The organism is Paraburkholderia metrosideri, assembly GCF_904848625.1.
GTDB classification, from domain to species: domain Bacteria; phylum Pseudomonadota; class Gammaproteobacteria; order Burkholderiales; family Burkholderiaceae; genus Paraburkholderia; species Paraburkholderia metrosideri.
The window spans coordinates 288,791-303,593 of record NZ_CAJHCP010000003.1 but is presented as its reverse complement, the minus strand read 5'-3'; the positions used below and the strand labels follow the sequence as shown (position 1 = coordinate 303,593).

General features: G+C 62.0%; 13 protein-coding genes and 1 pseudogene. 9 read left to right on the top strand and 5 right to left on the bottom strand.

What is annotated here, in order from left to right:
• The first annotated feature begins 465 nt into the window (after window positions 1–465).
• The 6 genes from map to LMG28727_RS07115 all read left to right on the top strand — a co-directional run bounded on the left by map (window position 466) and on the right by LMG28727_RS07115 (window position 5,085).
• Entirely contained in the window at window positions 466–1,251 is a 786-nt protein-coding gene (gene map, locus LMG28727_RS07140) for a type I methionyl aminopeptidase (RefSeq protein ID WP_201641608.1), read from the top strand.
• A 263-nt stretch (window positions 1,252–1,514) separates the two neighbouring features.
• On the top strand, window positions 1,515–2,048 hold the full coding sequence (locus LMG28727_RS07135; protein ID WP_201641607.1) for a GNAT family N-acetyltransferase: 534 nt from the start codon (window positions 1,515–1,517) through the stop codon (window positions 2,046–2,048).
• Window positions 2,049–2,328: 280 nt separating this feature from the next.
• Window positions 2,329–3,156 carry a septum site-determining protein MinC gene (gene minC, locus LMG28727_RS07130; protein ID WP_201641606.1) on the top strand — a complete coding sequence of 276 codons (828 nt, stop codon included), beginning with the start codon at window positions 2,329–2,331 and terminating at the stop codon, window positions 3,154–3,156.
• A gap of 103 nt (window positions 3,157–3,259) precedes the next feature.
• Complete coding sequence (gene minD / locus LMG28727_RS07125) at window positions 3,260–4,075, top strand: septum site-determining protein MinD (RefSeq protein ID WP_201641605.1); 816 nt, start codon at window positions 3,260–3,262, stop codon at window positions 4,073–4,075.
• Window positions 4,076–4,089: 14 nt separating this feature from the next.
• On the top strand, window positions 4,090–4,344 hold the full coding sequence (minE, locus tag LMG28727_RS07120; protein ID WP_008922443.1) for a cell division topological specificity factor MinE: 255 nt from the start codon (window positions 4,090–4,092) through the stop codon (window positions 4,342–4,344).
• 429 nt (window positions 4,345–4,773) lie between these two features.
• Window positions 4,774–5,085, top strand: coding sequence for a YXWGXW repeat-containing protein (locus tag LMG28727_RS07115; protein ID WP_201641604.1), 312 nt, complete (start codon window positions 4,774–4,776; stop codon window positions 5,083–5,085).
• Window positions 5,086–5,325: 240 nt separating this feature from the next.
• Here the strand turns inward: LMG28727_RS07115 and LMG28727_RS07110 are convergent, their stop codons facing one another.
• Window positions 5,326–6,885 (bottom strand): chloride channel protein, encoded by a 1,560-nt coding sequence (locus LMG28727_RS07110; protein WP_236591646.1) that lies wholly within the window; start codon window positions 6,883–6,885, stop codon window positions 5,326–5,328.
• 233 nt (window positions 6,886–7,118) lie between these two features.
• Between LMG28727_RS07110 and waaC the strand changes: the two genes are divergently transcribed.
• Window positions 7,119–8,123 carry a lipopolysaccharide heptosyltransferase I gene (gene waaC / locus LMG28727_RS07105; protein ID WP_201641603.1) on the top strand — a complete coding sequence of 335 codons (1,005 nt, stop codon included), beginning with the start codon at window positions 7,119–7,121 and terminating at the stop codon, window positions 8,121–8,123.
• Between the two features lie 643 nt (window positions 8,124–8,766).
• Complete coding sequence (locus tag LMG28727_RS34505; RefSeq protein WP_268960452.1) at window positions 8,767–8,901, top strand: hypothetical protein; 135 nt, start codon at window positions 8,767–8,769, stop codon at window positions 8,899–8,901.
• A 15-nt stretch (window positions 8,902–8,916) separates the two neighbouring features.
• Here the strand turns inward: LMG28727_RS34505 and LMG28727_RS07100 are convergent, their stop codons facing one another.
• From LMG28727_RS07100 to LMG28727_RS07085, 4 genes are all read right to left on the bottom strand, one after another.
• A complete protein-coding gene (locus LMG28727_RS07100; RefSeq protein ID WP_074763350.1) occupies window positions 8,917–9,096 on the bottom strand; it encodes a hypothetical protein in 180 nt (59 codons plus the stop codon).
• A gap of 271 nt (window positions 9,097–9,367) precedes the next feature.
• Window positions 9,368–10,675, bottom strand: a complete 1,308-nt coding sequence (locus tag LMG28727_RS07095) for an MFS transporter (RefSeq protein ID WP_201641602.1) — start codon at window positions 10,673–10,675, stop codon at window positions 9,368–9,370.
• Window positions 10,676–11,531: 856 nt separating this feature from the next.
• On the bottom strand, window positions 11,532–11,957 hold the full coding sequence (locus LMG28727_RS07090; protein ID WP_236591668.1) for an energy transducer TonB family protein: 426 nt from the start codon (window positions 11,955–11,957) through the stop codon (window positions 11,532–11,534).
• A 297-nt stretch (window positions 11,958–12,254) separates the two neighbouring features.
• Window positions 12,255–12,431 carry a hypothetical protein gene (locus LMG28727_RS07085; protein WP_201641600.1) on the bottom strand — a complete coding sequence of 59 codons (177 nt, stop codon included), beginning with the start codon at window positions 12,429–12,431 and terminating at the stop codon, window positions 12,255–12,257.
• A 602-nt stretch (window positions 12,432–13,033) separates the two neighbouring features.
• Between LMG28727_RS07085 and tssF the strand changes: the two are divergent.
• Window positions 13,034–14,443, top strand: a pseudogene (tssF, locus tag LMG28727_RS07080) (type VI secretion system baseplate subunit TssF); the annotation flags it as partial.
• Between the last annotated feature and the right edge of the window lie 360 nt (window positions 14,444–14,803).

Here is a 14,803-nt window from a genome sequence, read left to right as displayed (position 1 = left end):
GGAGAAGAAGAGAGTCCTCAACCGCCTTTACGGCGCGAATCAGCGGCTAGATGCAAAGCTCACAAAAGATTTCTTTGTGCATCCGCAGCATTCACGTCGCAGGCCACCCCGGCGACGCGAAAACGCCTCATGTCGATCATGGGTTTTCCGTTACGGGAGGGTGTCGTGGTGAAAATCGTCGGTCGACCGTTTAGCCCGTTCCGCCCGGTTTGAGGGGGATTCGCCGCGATCCTCTGTACAATTGCCCGATCGATCGCCTGCTTGAGCGCAAAATTGCCGCCTTGTCCCCCGGCGGTACAGCGGTCAAACGGGCGTTGCATGACGGGGCGCGTCACGTACCTGTCAGTGTTTTCGCATCAGGCTCGTAGCCGAATCCGCCTGAGTACCGGGGTTCGTGGCGTTCATCACCGTCCCGGGTCGCGCCCTTTAAAACATCGAACCCCCCGACTTAAATCGACTGAATTCATGGCCATTACCTACAAGACTCCCGACGACATCGCCAAACTGCGCATTTCCGGCCGCCTCGCGGCCGATGTGCTGGCAATGATTGGCGAGCACGTCAAGGCCGGTGTCTCCACCGACGAACTCGACGCCCTGTGCAACGACTACATCGTCAACACGCAAAAGTCGATTCCGGCCAATGTCGGCTATCTGGGCTTTCCCAAGACGGTCTGCACGTCGGTCAATTCGGTGGTGTGTCACGGCATTCCGAACCGCGCCGAGATCCTGAAAGACGGCGACATCATCAATATCGACGTCGCGATCATCAAGGACGGCTACTTCGGCGACACCAGCCGCATGTATTGCGTGGGCCAGCCGAGCACGGTGGCGCGGCAACTGATCGACACGACCTATGAGGCGATGCTGGCCGGCATCCGCGAAGTGAAGCCGGGCGCGACGCTCGGCGATGTCGGTTACGCGATCCAGAAAGTGGCGCAGCGCGACGGCTTTTCGATCGTGCGCGACTATTGCGGGCACGGCATCGGCAAGGTCTATCACGAAGATCCGCAAGTGCTGCACTACGGGCAGCCGGGGCAGGGGCTGCGTCTGAAGCCGGGCATGGTCTTCACGATCGAACCCATGATCAACGCGGGCCGCGCCAATACGTCGGTGCAGCGTGACGGCTGGACGGTGGTCACCAAAGACCGCTCGCTGTCCGCGCAGTGGGAGCACATGATCGCCGTCACCGACGACGGCTATGAACTGCTGACGCCATGGCCGGATGGCACCGGCAGCTACGAAGCGCCTTGAGCAGAGGTTGAACACCGTGAGCGTGGCGTGCGCGTCGAGCGTCGATCGCCATCGCGCGCACCGTGCTCACACAGCAAGTCCAGCATGATGGGCACGCGGCATTGCGCCGCCCGCGTCTGATGCCTGACGTGTGAAAAGTGCCCAGTTTTTGCGCGTCTCGTGCCGAGACTTCGCGCGGCGGCAGAATCCTGTCAATAATGATTTGACTCTCGCGCCGGTTCGGTTAAAGCTACGCCTTAGGGTTTCAAGGGGTTTTCGTCTGCATGATTCCGTCACTGACCGTTCGCCGTATTGCCGCTGAGCAGGGCACCGTTTTTCGCGAACTCCGCACCGCGTCGCTACGGGAGGCGCCCTATGCCTTTGGCGCGACGCTTGAAGATGCGTTGTCGGCGGAGGCCGCCAGTTTCGACGCCACCGCCGCCGAGCACGCGGTGTCGTTTTCCGTCAGCACTTTCATTCTTTACACCGAGGGTCATCCGGCCGGCCTGATCGAAGCGCATTTCGACGACACGGCTGCACGCCGCGCGTTTGTCTGCGAGTTGTGGGTGGCGCCGGCCGTGCGTCATCTGCGCGGTGGCGAATTGCTGGTCGACACGGCCGGCGCGTGGCTCGCAGGCGAAGGCGCCGACGAGATCTACGCATGGGTCGCCGACGCCAACCGCAATGCCATGCGCTTTTACGAAGCGCTCGGTTTCGGTCCGACCGGCGAACACCGGCGTGTCGAGCGTGCGCCCGAACAGGTCGAAAGCCTGCTCGTGCGGCATGTGCCGGTAACGTCCCAGGTGCATCAGCAGTGATCTCCGCGAGCGGCGCGTCAGTCCGCCGCTCGATTCCCTTCCGCGTCTGCACAGCGTTCATGGCCGAGCGCGTGGGCCTGCGCGCTGAGCTTGTGCGGGTCTCCACGTTGGCTCGAACGATGACGGTTGGCCGGGTCAGGTGGTCAACGTTCCGGCTGCTGCGTGGCCCAATCAGTCAGCGCGCGATCACGTCGTCATCGAGGGGTTTTTTTCTCACGGCAAAAAAGCTCGCTGTGCGCGTGGACGCCTGTAAAATACGCAAAATTTTTTGCCGAACGCTATGTCGCCCAAGAAATCGCCCTTTTTCGAACTCCGCAGTGGCGCTGTCGATACGCTCCTGTTCGTGGTCAAGACCACCGACCTCGATGCGATGCGTGCCGAGCTGACCCGGCGCTTCGAGGCGACCCCCGAATTTTTCGCTAACGACGTCGTCGCGATCGACGTGCGGCGTCTCGCCGTGAACGAACGCGTGTCGCTTGCCGACATCGCGCAGCTGCTGGACAGCGTGCGCATGCGTCCGGTCGGCGTGGTCGCGAACGCACAGCAGGGGTGGGCGGCCGAATCGGCGCTGCCGTTGCTCGAAGCGCGTGACCGCCGTGGCGCCAGCGGAAAATCCGCTGACGAAGAGGGCGCCAGCGCCGCAGCTTCCGCTGTCGACGCGAGCGCCAGCGCAACGCCGGCCCCGGCGCAGGCAAGCCTGCTGCCGCCCGACGCATCCACTTCGGCAGCCGATCCCGCGCCCGCCGCCGAGCCCGTGCGGCTCGCCACGTCGTCGCAAACCATGGTGGTCGACAAGCCGCTGCGCTCCGGCCAGCGCATCTACGCGAAGGGCGACCTGGTCGTGCTCGGTCTCGTGAGCTACGGCGCGGAAGTGATCGCCGAAGGCAACATCCATATTTACGCGCCGCTGCGCGGCCGGGCATTGGCCGGCGTGCAGGGCAACCACGACGCGCGCATTTTCTGCACGTGTCTCGAGCCGGAACTCATTTCGATCGCGGGCATCTATCGAACGACGGAGAACCCGCTGCCGTCCGACGTGCTCGGCAAGCCTGTGCAGATCTGGCTCGAAGAAGAAAAGCTGATGATCGAACCGTTGCGGCTCACGTAACGCACGGGAAATGCGCGCGGCGCTGAATGATCTGGCGCGCGGTGTTTCACGGCAAATATGGCCGCACATAATTGACGATATACACGAACACAAGGTAAGGGTAATGGCAAAAATCATTGTGGTGACTTCGGGCAAGGGTGGCGTGGGCAAGACGACCACGAGCGCGAGTTTTGCATCAGCCCTCGCATTGCGTGGCAGCAAAACCGCCGTGATCGACTTCGACGTCGGCCTGCGTAACCTCGACCTCATCATGGGCTGTGAGCGCCGTGTGGTGTACGACCTGATCAACGTGATCCAGGGCGAAGCCAATCTGAACCAGGCGCTGATCAAGGACAAGAAGTGCGAGAACCTGTTCATCCTGCCGGCGTCGCAGACGCGCGATAAAGACGCGCTCACCATGGAGGGCGTCGAGAAGGTCATCAATGACCTGATCAAGATGGACTTCGAATACATCGTCTGCGATTCGCCTGCGGGCATCGAATCGGGCGCGTTGCTCGCGATGCACTTCGCCGACGAAGCGCTGATCGTGACCAATCCGGAAGTGTCGTCGGTACGCGACTCGGATCGTATTCTCGGCATTCTGTCGTCGAAAACGAAGCGCGCGATCGAAGGCAAGGAGCCGATCAAGGAACACCTGCTGATCACCCGCTACAACCCGAAGCGTGTGAGCGAAGGCGAAATGCTGTCGCTCACCGACATCCAGGAAATTCTGCGGATCGATCTGATCGGCGTGATTCCCGAATCGGAAGCGGTGCTGCATGCGTCGAACCAGGGCCTGCCGGCCGTGCACCTCGACGGCACCGATGTGGCCGAAGCCTATAAAGACGTCGTGTCGCGTTTCCTCGGCGAGCAGAAGTCGCTTCGCTTTACCGATTACCAGAAGCCCGGGCTGCTGCAGCGCCTCTTCGGCACCAAGTAAGGAGAGCGCACGTCATGTCGATTCTTTCGTTTTTGCTGGGCGAGAAAAAGAAGTCCGCGTCGGTAGCGAAGGAACGCCTGCAGTTGATCATCGCGCACGAGCGCGCCGGCGGCCATGCGCCCGCCGATTATCTGCCTGCGTTGCAACGCGAACTGGTGGCCGTGATTTCGAAGTACGTGAAAATTTCCGATGACGATATTCGTGTGAGTCTCGAACGTCAGGACGATCTCGAAGTGCTCGAAGTCAAGATTGAGATACCTCAGGCCTGAGTGGTCGAGCTGGCTTGTCTGATGGACCGCGCGCCGCGCGGCGTTGCGTTGGGTGACGTGATGCTGCGTGGCGGGTGAGTGCTTTGAGGTGGCGTTGGCTTTTTCGCGCGTGTTTGTGCGGGAGGGTTCAGGTGGTTGCTGCCTGTGCCGGGGCCACTGTCACTGCCGTTATCGCGGACCGGTTTGGTTTGTCGCGCCGTAGTTTTTTCTGCAGTTCATTCCCCGTCGTTTCTCTGCTCATCTTCGTGGCTTCGTCACGTTGCGTGAGTGGGCGCATTTCCACATCGCCTCCTCCTACGCTCTCCACGCAGCCGAAATAATCCGTTGCACTTCCGCGTGAGCGGTTACACGGCCGCAGTCAGCCGTTTGGTCGCCTCGCGCATTAAACGGATAACGCCGCTCACGGTGTTCAACCAAAGGGGAAAAACCATGAACAAGACCTTTCGCTTGCTGCTTGCCAACACCGTTCTGATTGCCGCTGGTGTCGCCGCCGTGGCGTCGGCATCGGCCGAAGAAGTCTTGGTGATCGCACCGTGGGCACCGCCGCCCGTGCGTTACGAAGCCGTGCCGGCTGCGCGCGTCGGCTACGTGTGGGACCACGGTCACTGGCGTTGGGATCATGGCCGCTATGTGTGGGCCGCGGGACACTGGCAGGCGGAACGCGTCGGTTATCACTGGGTGCCGGGGCACTGGGTCTCGCATGGTCCGAACTATCACTGGGTCCAGGGCCACTGGGCGTAACGCTCGAGCTGGCAGTAGGCCGTGTGAGCAACATCGTCTGATGTGCTTCACACGGTCTCTTCGAAGTCGATGTTGACGACACCGGCGCCCCGCAGCGTGCGACGGTGTCTTCGGGAAAATACGTGATGAAAAAGAATCTGCTTCTAATCGCTGTGCTGGCCGTGATGCTGGCCGGCTGCGTGGTGGTACCGGCGCGGCCCTTGTACGTGCATGTGCCGCGGGTCGTTGTTTATTGACGCTTTATTGATGCGGGGCGTCAGTGTCTTTTTTACCGGACGGCTCGCTGTTAACAGGTTCAGCGCTCGGCTTGGGAGCGTCGGCGTCTATGCGGGCTTGGGCTTCTGATTCGGCTTCGGCACCCGCTTGCGTCAATCCAGATGCGTCGACCTCAGCCGCTACCACCTCATGCGTTTGTTCTAGCGACGCTTCACCCTCTGACGCATCGTTCGAAGGCACTTCGACCTCCGGCACTTCCGGAACCGGCGCAGGCGCAGGTTGCGGCAATGGCGCCATATACCGCTCAGCCAGCGACTCATACAACGGCGGCGCAAAAAAGCGCGACACGCGGCTGGCGATCAACGCCGTGGCCATCAGCGAAATCACCAGCGCATGGCCGTCGATCATCTCCATCACGATCACGAACGACGTAATGGGCGACTGCGTGACGGCCGCGAGATAGCCGACCATGGCCAGCGCGATCAGCATCGGCAATTGCATCGAGCCGAACACCATGTGCAGCAGATTGCCGAAACCCGCGCCGATCGACAGCGACGGCGCGAAGATGCCGCCGGGAATGCCGGGCAGGTAAGAGCCGATCATCGAGATCATCTTCAGGAACGGATAGAACACCGACAACTGTTCGTGTCCGTCGAGCAGGCCGCGTGCTTCCGCGTAACCGCTACCGAACGTCGTGCCACCCGAAATCAGCCCGACTACGGCAATCGTGAAGCCGCACAACGCGGCGAACGCGACCGGGCGCTCGCCATGCAGTTGACGCAGCGGCGCGGGAATCCAGCGCGCGGTATTCAGCAGCAGCCAGCCGAACACACCGCCCGCAATGCCGGTAACGATCGCCGTCAGCAGCACGGCGACCGCCAGCAGATCGGGGAAATGCACGCCGATCTGGATCGTGCCGAAATACGTGTAGTTGCCGTTCAGCCCCAGCGCGATCACGCCCGCGATGATGATCGCGGTAATCAGCACGCCGCTCGCACGCGCTTCGAAGCTGCGCGTCAATTCCTCGATCGCGAACACGATCCCGGCGAGCGGTGTATTGAACGCGGCGGATAGACCCGCAGCCGCGCCGGCCAGCACCAGTTGCCGCTCGATCAGCGTATTCGAGCGCGGATAAAGCCGCCGCAGATTGAACATCAGCGCCGCGCCCACCTGCACGGTCGGCCCTTCGCGACCAATGGTGAAACCACCGAGAATCGCCAGGAACGAGACGGCGATCTTGCCGAACAGAATCCGGAACGACAGCAGACGCGTGCCGTATTCGCCCGTTTTCGAATGAAGGGTCGCGATGACCTGCGGAATGCCGCTACCCTCGGCGCCGCGAAAGAACCTGCGCGTGAGCCAGACGGCGAGCGCCGCGACTGCGGGCGTGATGATCAGCGGCGCCCACACATGCCGTTGCTGCACTATGCGGAACTCGTTGTAGCCCCAGTCGATCAGGCGGGCATAGAGCACCGCCACCAGCCCCACGGCGATAGCGCCGAGCCAGAAGATGCCGTACTGCCGCCAGATTCGTTTCGCGCGACGTACAACGGTGGAAGGACGTAGGGAGAAGGGCCTGGACATGGGCAGCAGCGTGGCAGCAAAGGGGCAAGTATAAGACGACCTGTGCCGCTCAAGGTCGATGAAAGCAACATGAAATGTATGAGGCACTGAAGAGTCGTGCGCTGACGTTTCACGACGGTACGCGTGTAACGTAGCGTTATTAACCGCTGGCGACCCGTTTCGGCTTTCTGGCGGGTCGAAATTCAAACGTCGGCTAAAATACTGCGGATGTTCGAACAACTAACAGGTCCCAAATGAAGCGAGTCCTTATCGTCAAGGTCACTTCACTCGGCGATATCGTGCAGGCGTTACCCGTCGTGGCCGATATCAAGCGCGCCTATCCCGGCGTGCAGGTGGATTGGGCCGCAGACGAAGCATTCGCCGAGATGGTGCATTGGAGCACCGGCGTCGACCGCGTGCTGAGCGCGCCACTGCGTCGCTTCAAGAAGGCGCGCAACTGGAGCGATCTGAAGGCCATCGCGGCGTCCATTGCCGAATTGCGCGCGTATCGCTACGACTACGTGGTCGACATTCACGGTGTCTACAAGAGCGCGATCATCGCGTTTCTGGCGCGCTCGTCGCGGCGAATCGGCTATCAGTCCCAGGATCTGGGCGAGCGAGGCGCGGCATTCGCGTACACGGGCCGGTTCGGGCCGCGTCCCAATTGCGATGCGTGGCACGGCATGCGGATCAGTGCCAGCCAGGCATTGGGGTACGAAGTAGAAGGCCCGCCTGTCTACAACCTGCGTTTGCCCGACGCAACCACCCAGCCATTCAGTTTCGGTAGCGAACCGGTCGTGGCGTTTTTTCATGCCACGTCGAAAGACGACAAAAAGTGGCCAGCGGCGCACTGGATCGAAACCGGCCTCGAACTCAGCCGCCGTGGCTTCAGGATCGTGCTGCCGTGGGGCTCGCCCGGTGAGCGCGTGGAGGCCGAGCAGATCGCGGCCAAGGTGCCCGGCGCCACCATTCTGCCGAAGCTGAGCGTGACCGAAATCGCCCAGATGATCGACGCGTGTTCATTGATTGTCGGCACCGACACCGGTTTCGTCCATCTCGCGCATGCGTTGCAGAAACGCACGGTGATGATCTTCGTGGCAACCACGCCGGACCATTGCGGAATCGACTCGCCGTACCGCTCGATCTCGATCGGCGATGGCCGTTCGGTACCTACGGTCAATGCCGCCCTCGACGCGATCGACTACGTCCATTCGGGGCCGAACGCGCTCGAGGAGTCGCACGGTAGCGCTGCCGCCTGAGTCAGGCGGCGAGGGTCGTCTTCATCAATCGTCCGCACAAAAGAAAAGAGGCGTGACGCGCAGTGTGCCCAGTTCTACGGGCTCTGCACGTAACGCCTCCGAAAAACGCCCGCGTCGGGGAACAGCGGGCGGAGAGGAAATATTTGCCAGAAACATCTGGCGCAGGCGCGCTGCTTTCATTGCAGTGCCGCTCTTTTGAAATGACCTCGCGCAGCGATGATGCAGTGATGGCGCAGTGTTGACACATTGGTGGGTCAGCAGCGCGGCGCACATTACACGCCTGTTAAAACTGTCGCTTTTCGTTGGGTCCCTGATTGCGCGGCAGCGCCGGAATCACCCGGCCGATCAAATCGCCGCCGCCCTTGCATGACTGAATCTGGCGTCTGCCGAATTGACGTTGGTAAGTCGATGCGCTGCCAGCAAGCCTTCGCTTCGGCGCGACCGTTCAACGCAGTATAGGCGGCGTTTTCCGCTGATGTTAGTTCGTCATTTGCGTAGCCCGTGAGCGCAATTTTTTCCGCGCCGATCCTGTAACACCCCCGTGATCTTCCCTTACAAATAGCAACGTTCGCGGTGGGCGATGTCGTGTCCAATCGGGTCATTCGGGGTTGGCTCGAATGAATCTGACTCGATGGAGAACAATATGAAACGCTTGATCCTGACTCTCGCTGCGGGCACGCTCCTCGCAACCGCACTGGGTGGCTGCATCGTCGCCCCGGCACCGGGCTATTACGGCGGTGGCGGTTATTACCACCACGGCGGCTATTACTATCGATAAGCGATCGACAGGCCGTCAGGCCAGCAGCATTTCGAACGCGACTACCGCAGCGATGGCAGCCGCGTTTGCCGCTAACGCTTCCACGACGATTCCCTTCCATGTCGCCGGACGAAAGCGCAAAGCCAGTAGCAACGAGCAGAGGAGTGCCAGCGCGATGATCATCACGACATCCGCGTTGTTGAGGTGAATGTTCATTTGAACCTCCCTGCTCGCCATAGGGTTATTAAGTCGAGTATAGGCAAGTCAAAAAGACGCGCAAGTCCAGGGGATTTACTCAGGAAGGAGGGGGTAAAGCGACGTGGTCTGGATGGCACGGGCGCTGCGCGCCTGAACCTGATGGCGGAGTTAGCGCCGATGCCTACGCGTTCCACCTAACGCCGCCGCGGCGCGGAATGCACGCGCCGGGCAGCATCGAATGACAAAGAACGTCACGCGGTGATCCGCGCGCCTTATACGGCGCGCGAGATTACATCAACCTTGCGTCACGCGTTTCACGCATGCACAGCACGCCGATCAGGCTGACTGCCGCAGCCACCGACACATACGCGCCAACCCAGGGCAGCCCGCCGTGTGCGGCGAGCACCTGCGCGATATACGGCGCGACCGACGCGCCCAGGATCCCGCCGAGGTTGTACGACACGCCCGCGCCGGTATAGCGCACGTTGGTCGGGAACAGTTCCGGCAGCAGCGCGCCCATCGGTGCGAAGGTCACGCCCATCAGGAACAGTTGGATCACGAGGAACAGCAGCACCGCCGACGTTTCGCCGCTGCCGAGCAACGGCGCCATCGTGAAGCCCGACAGGATCGCTGCGATGATCCCAACGATCAGCACCGGCTTGCGTCCGAAGCGGTCGCTCGCCCAGGCCGACAACGGCGTAGCAAGTGCCATGAACACGACGGCGATGCACAGCAGCCCAAGGAACGTCGGCCGTGGAATATGCAGAACAGATACGCCATACGACAGAGAGAACGTGGTCGCGTTATAGAACAGCGTGTAGCAGACGACCATCGCAAGCGCGCCGAGGATGGTCGGCATGCAGTGTTGCGACAGCAGCGTCGCGATGGGCACCTTGACGCGTTCCTTGCGCTCGATCGCGGCCTGGAACGCCGGCGTTTCGGCAATTTTCAGGCGCACGTACAAGCCCAGCGCGACCAGCACCGAGCTGACGATAAACGGCACGCGCCATCCCCAGGTGCGGAATTGCTCGTCGCTCAGCGACAAGGCCAGCGCGAAGAACAGACCGTTCGACGCGAGAAAGCCGATCGACGGCCCGAGTTGCGGGAACATGCCAAACCAGCCGCGCTTGCCGGCTGGCGCGTTTTCGGTGGCGAGCAGGGCGGCGCCCCCCCATTCGCCGCCCAGTCCGATCCCCTGGCCGAAGCGCAGCACGCACAACAGGATCGGCGCGAGGCTGCCAATCGAGTCGTAGCCCGGCACGAAGCCGATCAGCGTGGTCGAGAGGCCCATTACCAGCAGCGATGCAACCAGCGTCGATTTACGGCCGATCCGGTCGCCGAAGTGACCGAACAGGAACGAGCCGATCGGCCGCGCGACGAACGCGATGCCGAACGTGACGAATGCCGACAGCGCTTGCGCCGTCGCCGAGCCGTGCGGGAAAAACACCGGTCCGATGACGAGCGCGGCAGCGGTCGCATAGACGTAGAAATCGTAGAACTCGATCGCGGTGCCGATAAAGCTCGCGAAAATGATCCGCGCGCTACTGTTCTGCCCGCTTGAATTGGGCTGAGCCGCGGAAATCGGCGAAGTGGACATGCAAGGTCTCCATCTGTCGTGATGCTGTCAGGCGCGGCGCGTTGAAACGGGCGGCGCGCGGCAGGCGGCATCTTTGTTTAAGTTCGTGCGTCTGGCGGCAGTCGCGGGCTTGCCGGGAAGCCCGCGCGGCGTTCGTGACAGCGCGACGGTGCGATAGCTTACAACGGCAATCGCCGCAGTTCGCGCGCGAAACGGTCATGCCAGGGGAATAACCAGGTGGATTACGTCTCGCGGGCGGCAACGGTGTTGCCGACGCGGCGCGGTGATCCGTGGCATTCGCTGCGGAGGCTGCGCCAGGTGTTGCGTCAGGCTGCATCGGGCTGCGTGTGTTGTGCATCTTGCATCGTGCATCAGGCAGACGGGGCTCGCGGATGGCGGTGTAGCGCTGCAATCGGCTGCGCGCCGCGCCGGCGGGTGTGCAGGCGGCGTGAGCCAAGGCCGGGTGGTTCCGGCGTAGGGAATCGGAAAATTATAGCGAGCGCGGGCGGCGCGCAGCAATGGCGACGTAAGGATTGTTGAGGCGGGTGTGGGCGATATGCTGCGCGGGCTGCGGCTGCGGCTGCGGCTACGGCTGCGGCTACGGCTACGGCTACGGCTACGGCTGCGGCCACCGCAACTGCCACCGCTACGGCCACTGCCACTGCCACTGCAACCGCCACTGCAACCGCCACCACCGCCACCGCCACCGCCACCGCAACCGCAACCGCCGCTGCAACTGCAACTGCAACCGCAACTGCAACCGCAACTGCAACCGCAACTGCAACCGCAACTGCAACCGCAACTGCAACCGCAACCGCTACCGCCACTGCAACCGCAACTGCAACCGCTACCGCTACCGCAACGGCGCAATCAACCCTCAGTCGAAGTTCTGCGCTTGCGGCGAAGCCAACTCGCGCAACTGGAACTTGCCGTTGTCGTTGAACAGCCAGTCTTCGAAGAGTTCTAGCTGGCCGCGCCCGTTCAGCAGTTTGCCGGGCGGCTGCGGCAGCGGCGACGCGCGGCGCAGGGTAGCGAGCGCGGTGCCTTCGGCTTCGTCGTCGCCGTTCGTGCGATACACCGACGACGTGACCACATGTCCATCGCGATCGACGACGAACGACACCACCACCAGCGAACGCAGCATCGCTTGCGGAGTGCCGCGCAGCACATAAGACGGATTGCGTTCGACGATGCGCCGTGCCACCGCTTCGCGATATTGATCGAGTGTCGCGCTGTTGACGGCGGCCACTGGCGTGCTCACGGTCTCATGCTGCGGCAGCGTGATCGTGCAGCCCGCGATCATGGCTGCGGCGGCCGCAGTCAGCGCCGCGAACAGCGTGCCGCGGGTGGGGAAGATCGGCACGCCAAAGCGTCCGGTCAGGCGGCGAAGGTGACGCGTGCGGATAGGCATCGTCGACGGAAAACTCGGTGAGGGACTAACTTGATGGTAGTCAAAATCCGCCTGGATGCAATTGGCGTTCGCCCGCGTTTTTGTGCGGCGCGCCAAGTTGTAATGCGTTGAAATATGAGGGCAATTGGTCTGCGTCGAAAACGGGCCTACACTCGGATTGCCTCTTTCGGGAGGCATCGGTGGAAGTTCTTATATAGCCCGCTTCGTGCGGGCTTTCTTTTGGGTGTCGAAACGAACGGATTCGTCGCCGACACTTTCATCCGCACTGTCGGCAGAACTTGCCCGCAGGATCGCATCGCCATTTCTGAAGACCTGATTGCGTTTCACGCGACCCGCAATCTTCAGCGCGTGGGCGAAAAATTCCATAGGCTCTCGCCGATTCTCGCAGCGCACACCAGCCGCGGCTTTCCGCCGACGTAATACGCTTGCGAGTCGCTCCGGTTTGCGAGTTCTGACATGGCCCACATGCGAAACGGCAATCGGCAATCCCGATAACGTCGAAACGCACGCGGCCGTGGCGCGCTCGTAGTTCATCGCATCGTACCCGGGTGCTTTTCATGATTGCGAGGTTGTTTATCGGCCTTGTTGCGCGTTGCGTCGCCGCCGTGGTTGCCGTTACCTTCGCCGAGGGGACATCTGACGTTCCCTACACATGTCCCCGTTCGAAGAAGCCGCGCCCGCCTATTGCGCATCTTAAGGGACCGCTAACGGCAATCTCAATGCAGGCCACGTCTCCACATTACTTGGGTATGCGAATCGAATTTTTTGTCGATATTTGACAGATATTAAACGTTGTCTGGTAGACAATTTGCTGCCCGTTTTCCGATACTCATCCCCGAAAGCGACCGCGCGTCACAGCGCTAAAAAACGGAATGGCCAGTCAATGATCCGACTGGGAGACAGCGCCTGCCAGGGTGCAACAGCAGTGTGCGCGTGAATCCCAACCTCACAGAACGGGATCCCATCGAATGGACCCTCGGCTGTTGCAGCGCTACTCCGACGAATTGTTGTACTTGCGCGAACTGGCAGGCGAGTTTGCGGAGCAGCACCCGAAAGTCGCGCGCCGTCTCTGCATGCAGGCGGGCGAGGTGGGTGACCCGTTTGTCGAGCGGCTGATCCAGTCCGCCGCGATGACGTTCGCGCGCACGCAGTTGCGCATTGATGACGAATTCCCGGAGTTCGCGCAACCGCTGCTGGAAGCCGTCTACCCGAACTACGTCTCGCCAACCCCGGCAATGGCGGTGGCCCGCGTGTTTCCCGGCCACGGCAGCGGTCACGCCGGCAACGGCTTTCTGATCCCGCGCGACACTGCGTTCAGATCGCACACGCCGGTGGGTGAGAACGCCGTGTGCGAATTCCGCAGCAGCCAGGACGTCACGCTCTGGCCGCTTGCAATCGTGCAGGCGCGGCTCACCGGCATTCCGCCCGACATTCCGTCGCTGGACCGGTACGTGCCGGACGGTCGGCCAGCGCACGGCGCGTTACGTTTGAGGCTGCGTACCACCAATGGCACCTCCATCGCGAGCCTGGCGGAACTGGACCGGCTGCCGGTGTATCTGGCGGGCGATGAGCGCACTGCTTCGCATCTGTTCGAACTGATCCTTTCTGCGGGCGTGGCATCGGTGATGGCCGCACCCGGCCAGTTCGGAGACGGCCCGCTGCATGCGGTCACGCGCGATGCCGTGGTTCATGAGGGACTGGAGCCAGGTCAGAACGTGTTGCCCGCCGTGCCGCGCAAGTTTCACGGGCACAACCTTCTGCACGAATATTTCGCGTGTCCGGCGCGCTTCTGGTTCTTCGCGCTGACCGGACTGCAGAAGGGGCTGGCTGCGATTGCCGGCCATGAAGTCGAGATCGTCGTCCTGCTGCGCCAGGCGCCAGGTTCTCTCGCGGATACGGTGAACGCGTCACATTTCGCGCTGTTCTGTACGCCCGTCATCAACCTGTTTCCGCTGCCGACCCGACGCATCGCCATCCAGCCGGAGCAGTCCGGACACCGGCTTGTCGCGGAGCCTGACGCGCCCCTGGATTACGAGGTGCATTCGGTCCAGCTTGCGCGTGGCCAGGTTTCCGAAGAGTCCGACGATCTGCTGTTCAGGCCCGCACACACGCCCCTGCGCTACGACGAGGATGAGGGCGACGAAGGGCGCTTCTTTACCGTGCGCCGCGAACTGCATCGCAACGATGCGCGCCGCCACAGCACACACCGCACCTTTACGGAGACACGCACCTGGGTGTCGCTGGTGGACGGTAACGGACAGCCTGACGACAAAGGCTGTCATTACCTGTCGGCGGACGCGCTCGTGACCAACCGCGATCTGGCGGGGATGCTCCAGCCCAACGGACGGGACGATCTCACCGTCGAACTGTCCGCGCCCATCGCGGGCAGGTCGCGCGTCATGGGCATAAGGCTACTTGTGGATGCAGCCTGATTTCGAGTCTGCTGTGATTTCATGACTGACGACATGGAAGTGCTTTGGAATTCCATTTGAGAAGAATGGCCTTCCAAAGCTCGCGCCATCACACATTTTGTTTCTCCCCTCGATGCGATCCAGTCTGACCGGGGAAACTGGATGCAAGCCTGCATTCATCGCGCGTGCGCCGTGGAGGCGTGGTCCGGGTGCGTCCACTTCGTGCGGGCTTTCTTTTTGGTGCGATGCGTCGCCTACCCCGTACACCGTTTCGCCGCCCAATAAAAAAGGCGAACCCTCAATGAGTCCGCCTTTCCCTTGTCTTCA

What these genes read in the sequence shown, in the direction of transcription:
- map (WP_201641608.1), top strand. Translation starts at nt 466, where the DNA reads ATGGCCATTACCTACAAGACTCCCGACGACATCGCCAAACTGCGCATT.
- LMG28727_RS07135 (WP_201641607.1), top strand. Translation starts at nt 1,515, where the DNA reads ATGATTCCGTCACTGACCGTTCGCCGTATTGCCGCTGAGCAGGGCACC.
- minC (WP_201641606.1), top strand. Translation starts at nt 2,329, where the DNA reads ATGTCGCCCAAGAAATCGCCCTTTTTCGAACTCCGCAGTGGCGCTGTC.
- minD (WP_201641605.1), top strand. Translation starts at nt 3,260, where the DNA reads ATGGCAAAAATCATTGTGGTGACTTCGGGCAAGGGTGGCGTGGGCAAG.
- minE (WP_008922443.1), top strand. Translation starts at nt 4,090, where the DNA reads ATGTCGATTCTTTCGTTTTTGCTGGGCGAGAAAAAGAAGTCCGCGTCG.
- LMG28727_RS07115 (WP_201641604.1), top strand. Translation starts at nt 4,774, where the DNA reads ATGAACAAGACCTTTCGCTTGCTGCTTGCCAACACCGTTCTGATTGCC.
- LMG28727_RS07110 (WP_236591646.1), bottom strand. Translation starts at nt 6,885, where the DNA reads ATGTCCAGGCCCTTCTCCCTACGTCCTTCCACCGTTGTACGTCGCGCG.
- waaC (WP_201641603.1), top strand. Translation starts at nt 7,119, where the DNA reads ATGAAGCGAGTCCTTATCGTCAAGGTCACTTCACTCGGCGATATCGTG.
- LMG28727_RS34505 (WP_268960452.1), top strand. Translation starts at nt 8,767, where the DNA reads ATGAAACGCTTGATCCTGACTCTCGCTGCGGGCACGCTCCTCGCAACC.
- LMG28727_RS07100 (WP_074763350.1), bottom strand. Translation starts at nt 9,096, where the DNA reads ATGAACATTCACCTCAACAACGCGGATGTCGTGATGATCATCGCGCTG.
- LMG28727_RS07095 (WP_201641602.1), bottom strand. Translation starts at nt 10,675, where the DNA reads ATGTCCACTTCGCCGATTTCCGCGGCTCAGCCCAATTCAAGCGGGCAG.
- LMG28727_RS07090 (WP_236591668.1), bottom strand. Translation starts at nt 11,957, where the DNA reads ATGATCGCGGGCTGCACGATCACGCTGCCGCAGCATGAGACCGTGAGC.
- LMG28727_RS07085 (WP_201641600.1), bottom strand. Translation starts at nt 12,431, where the DNA reads ATGGAATTTTTCGCCCACGCGCTGAAGATTGCGGGTCGCGTGAAACGC.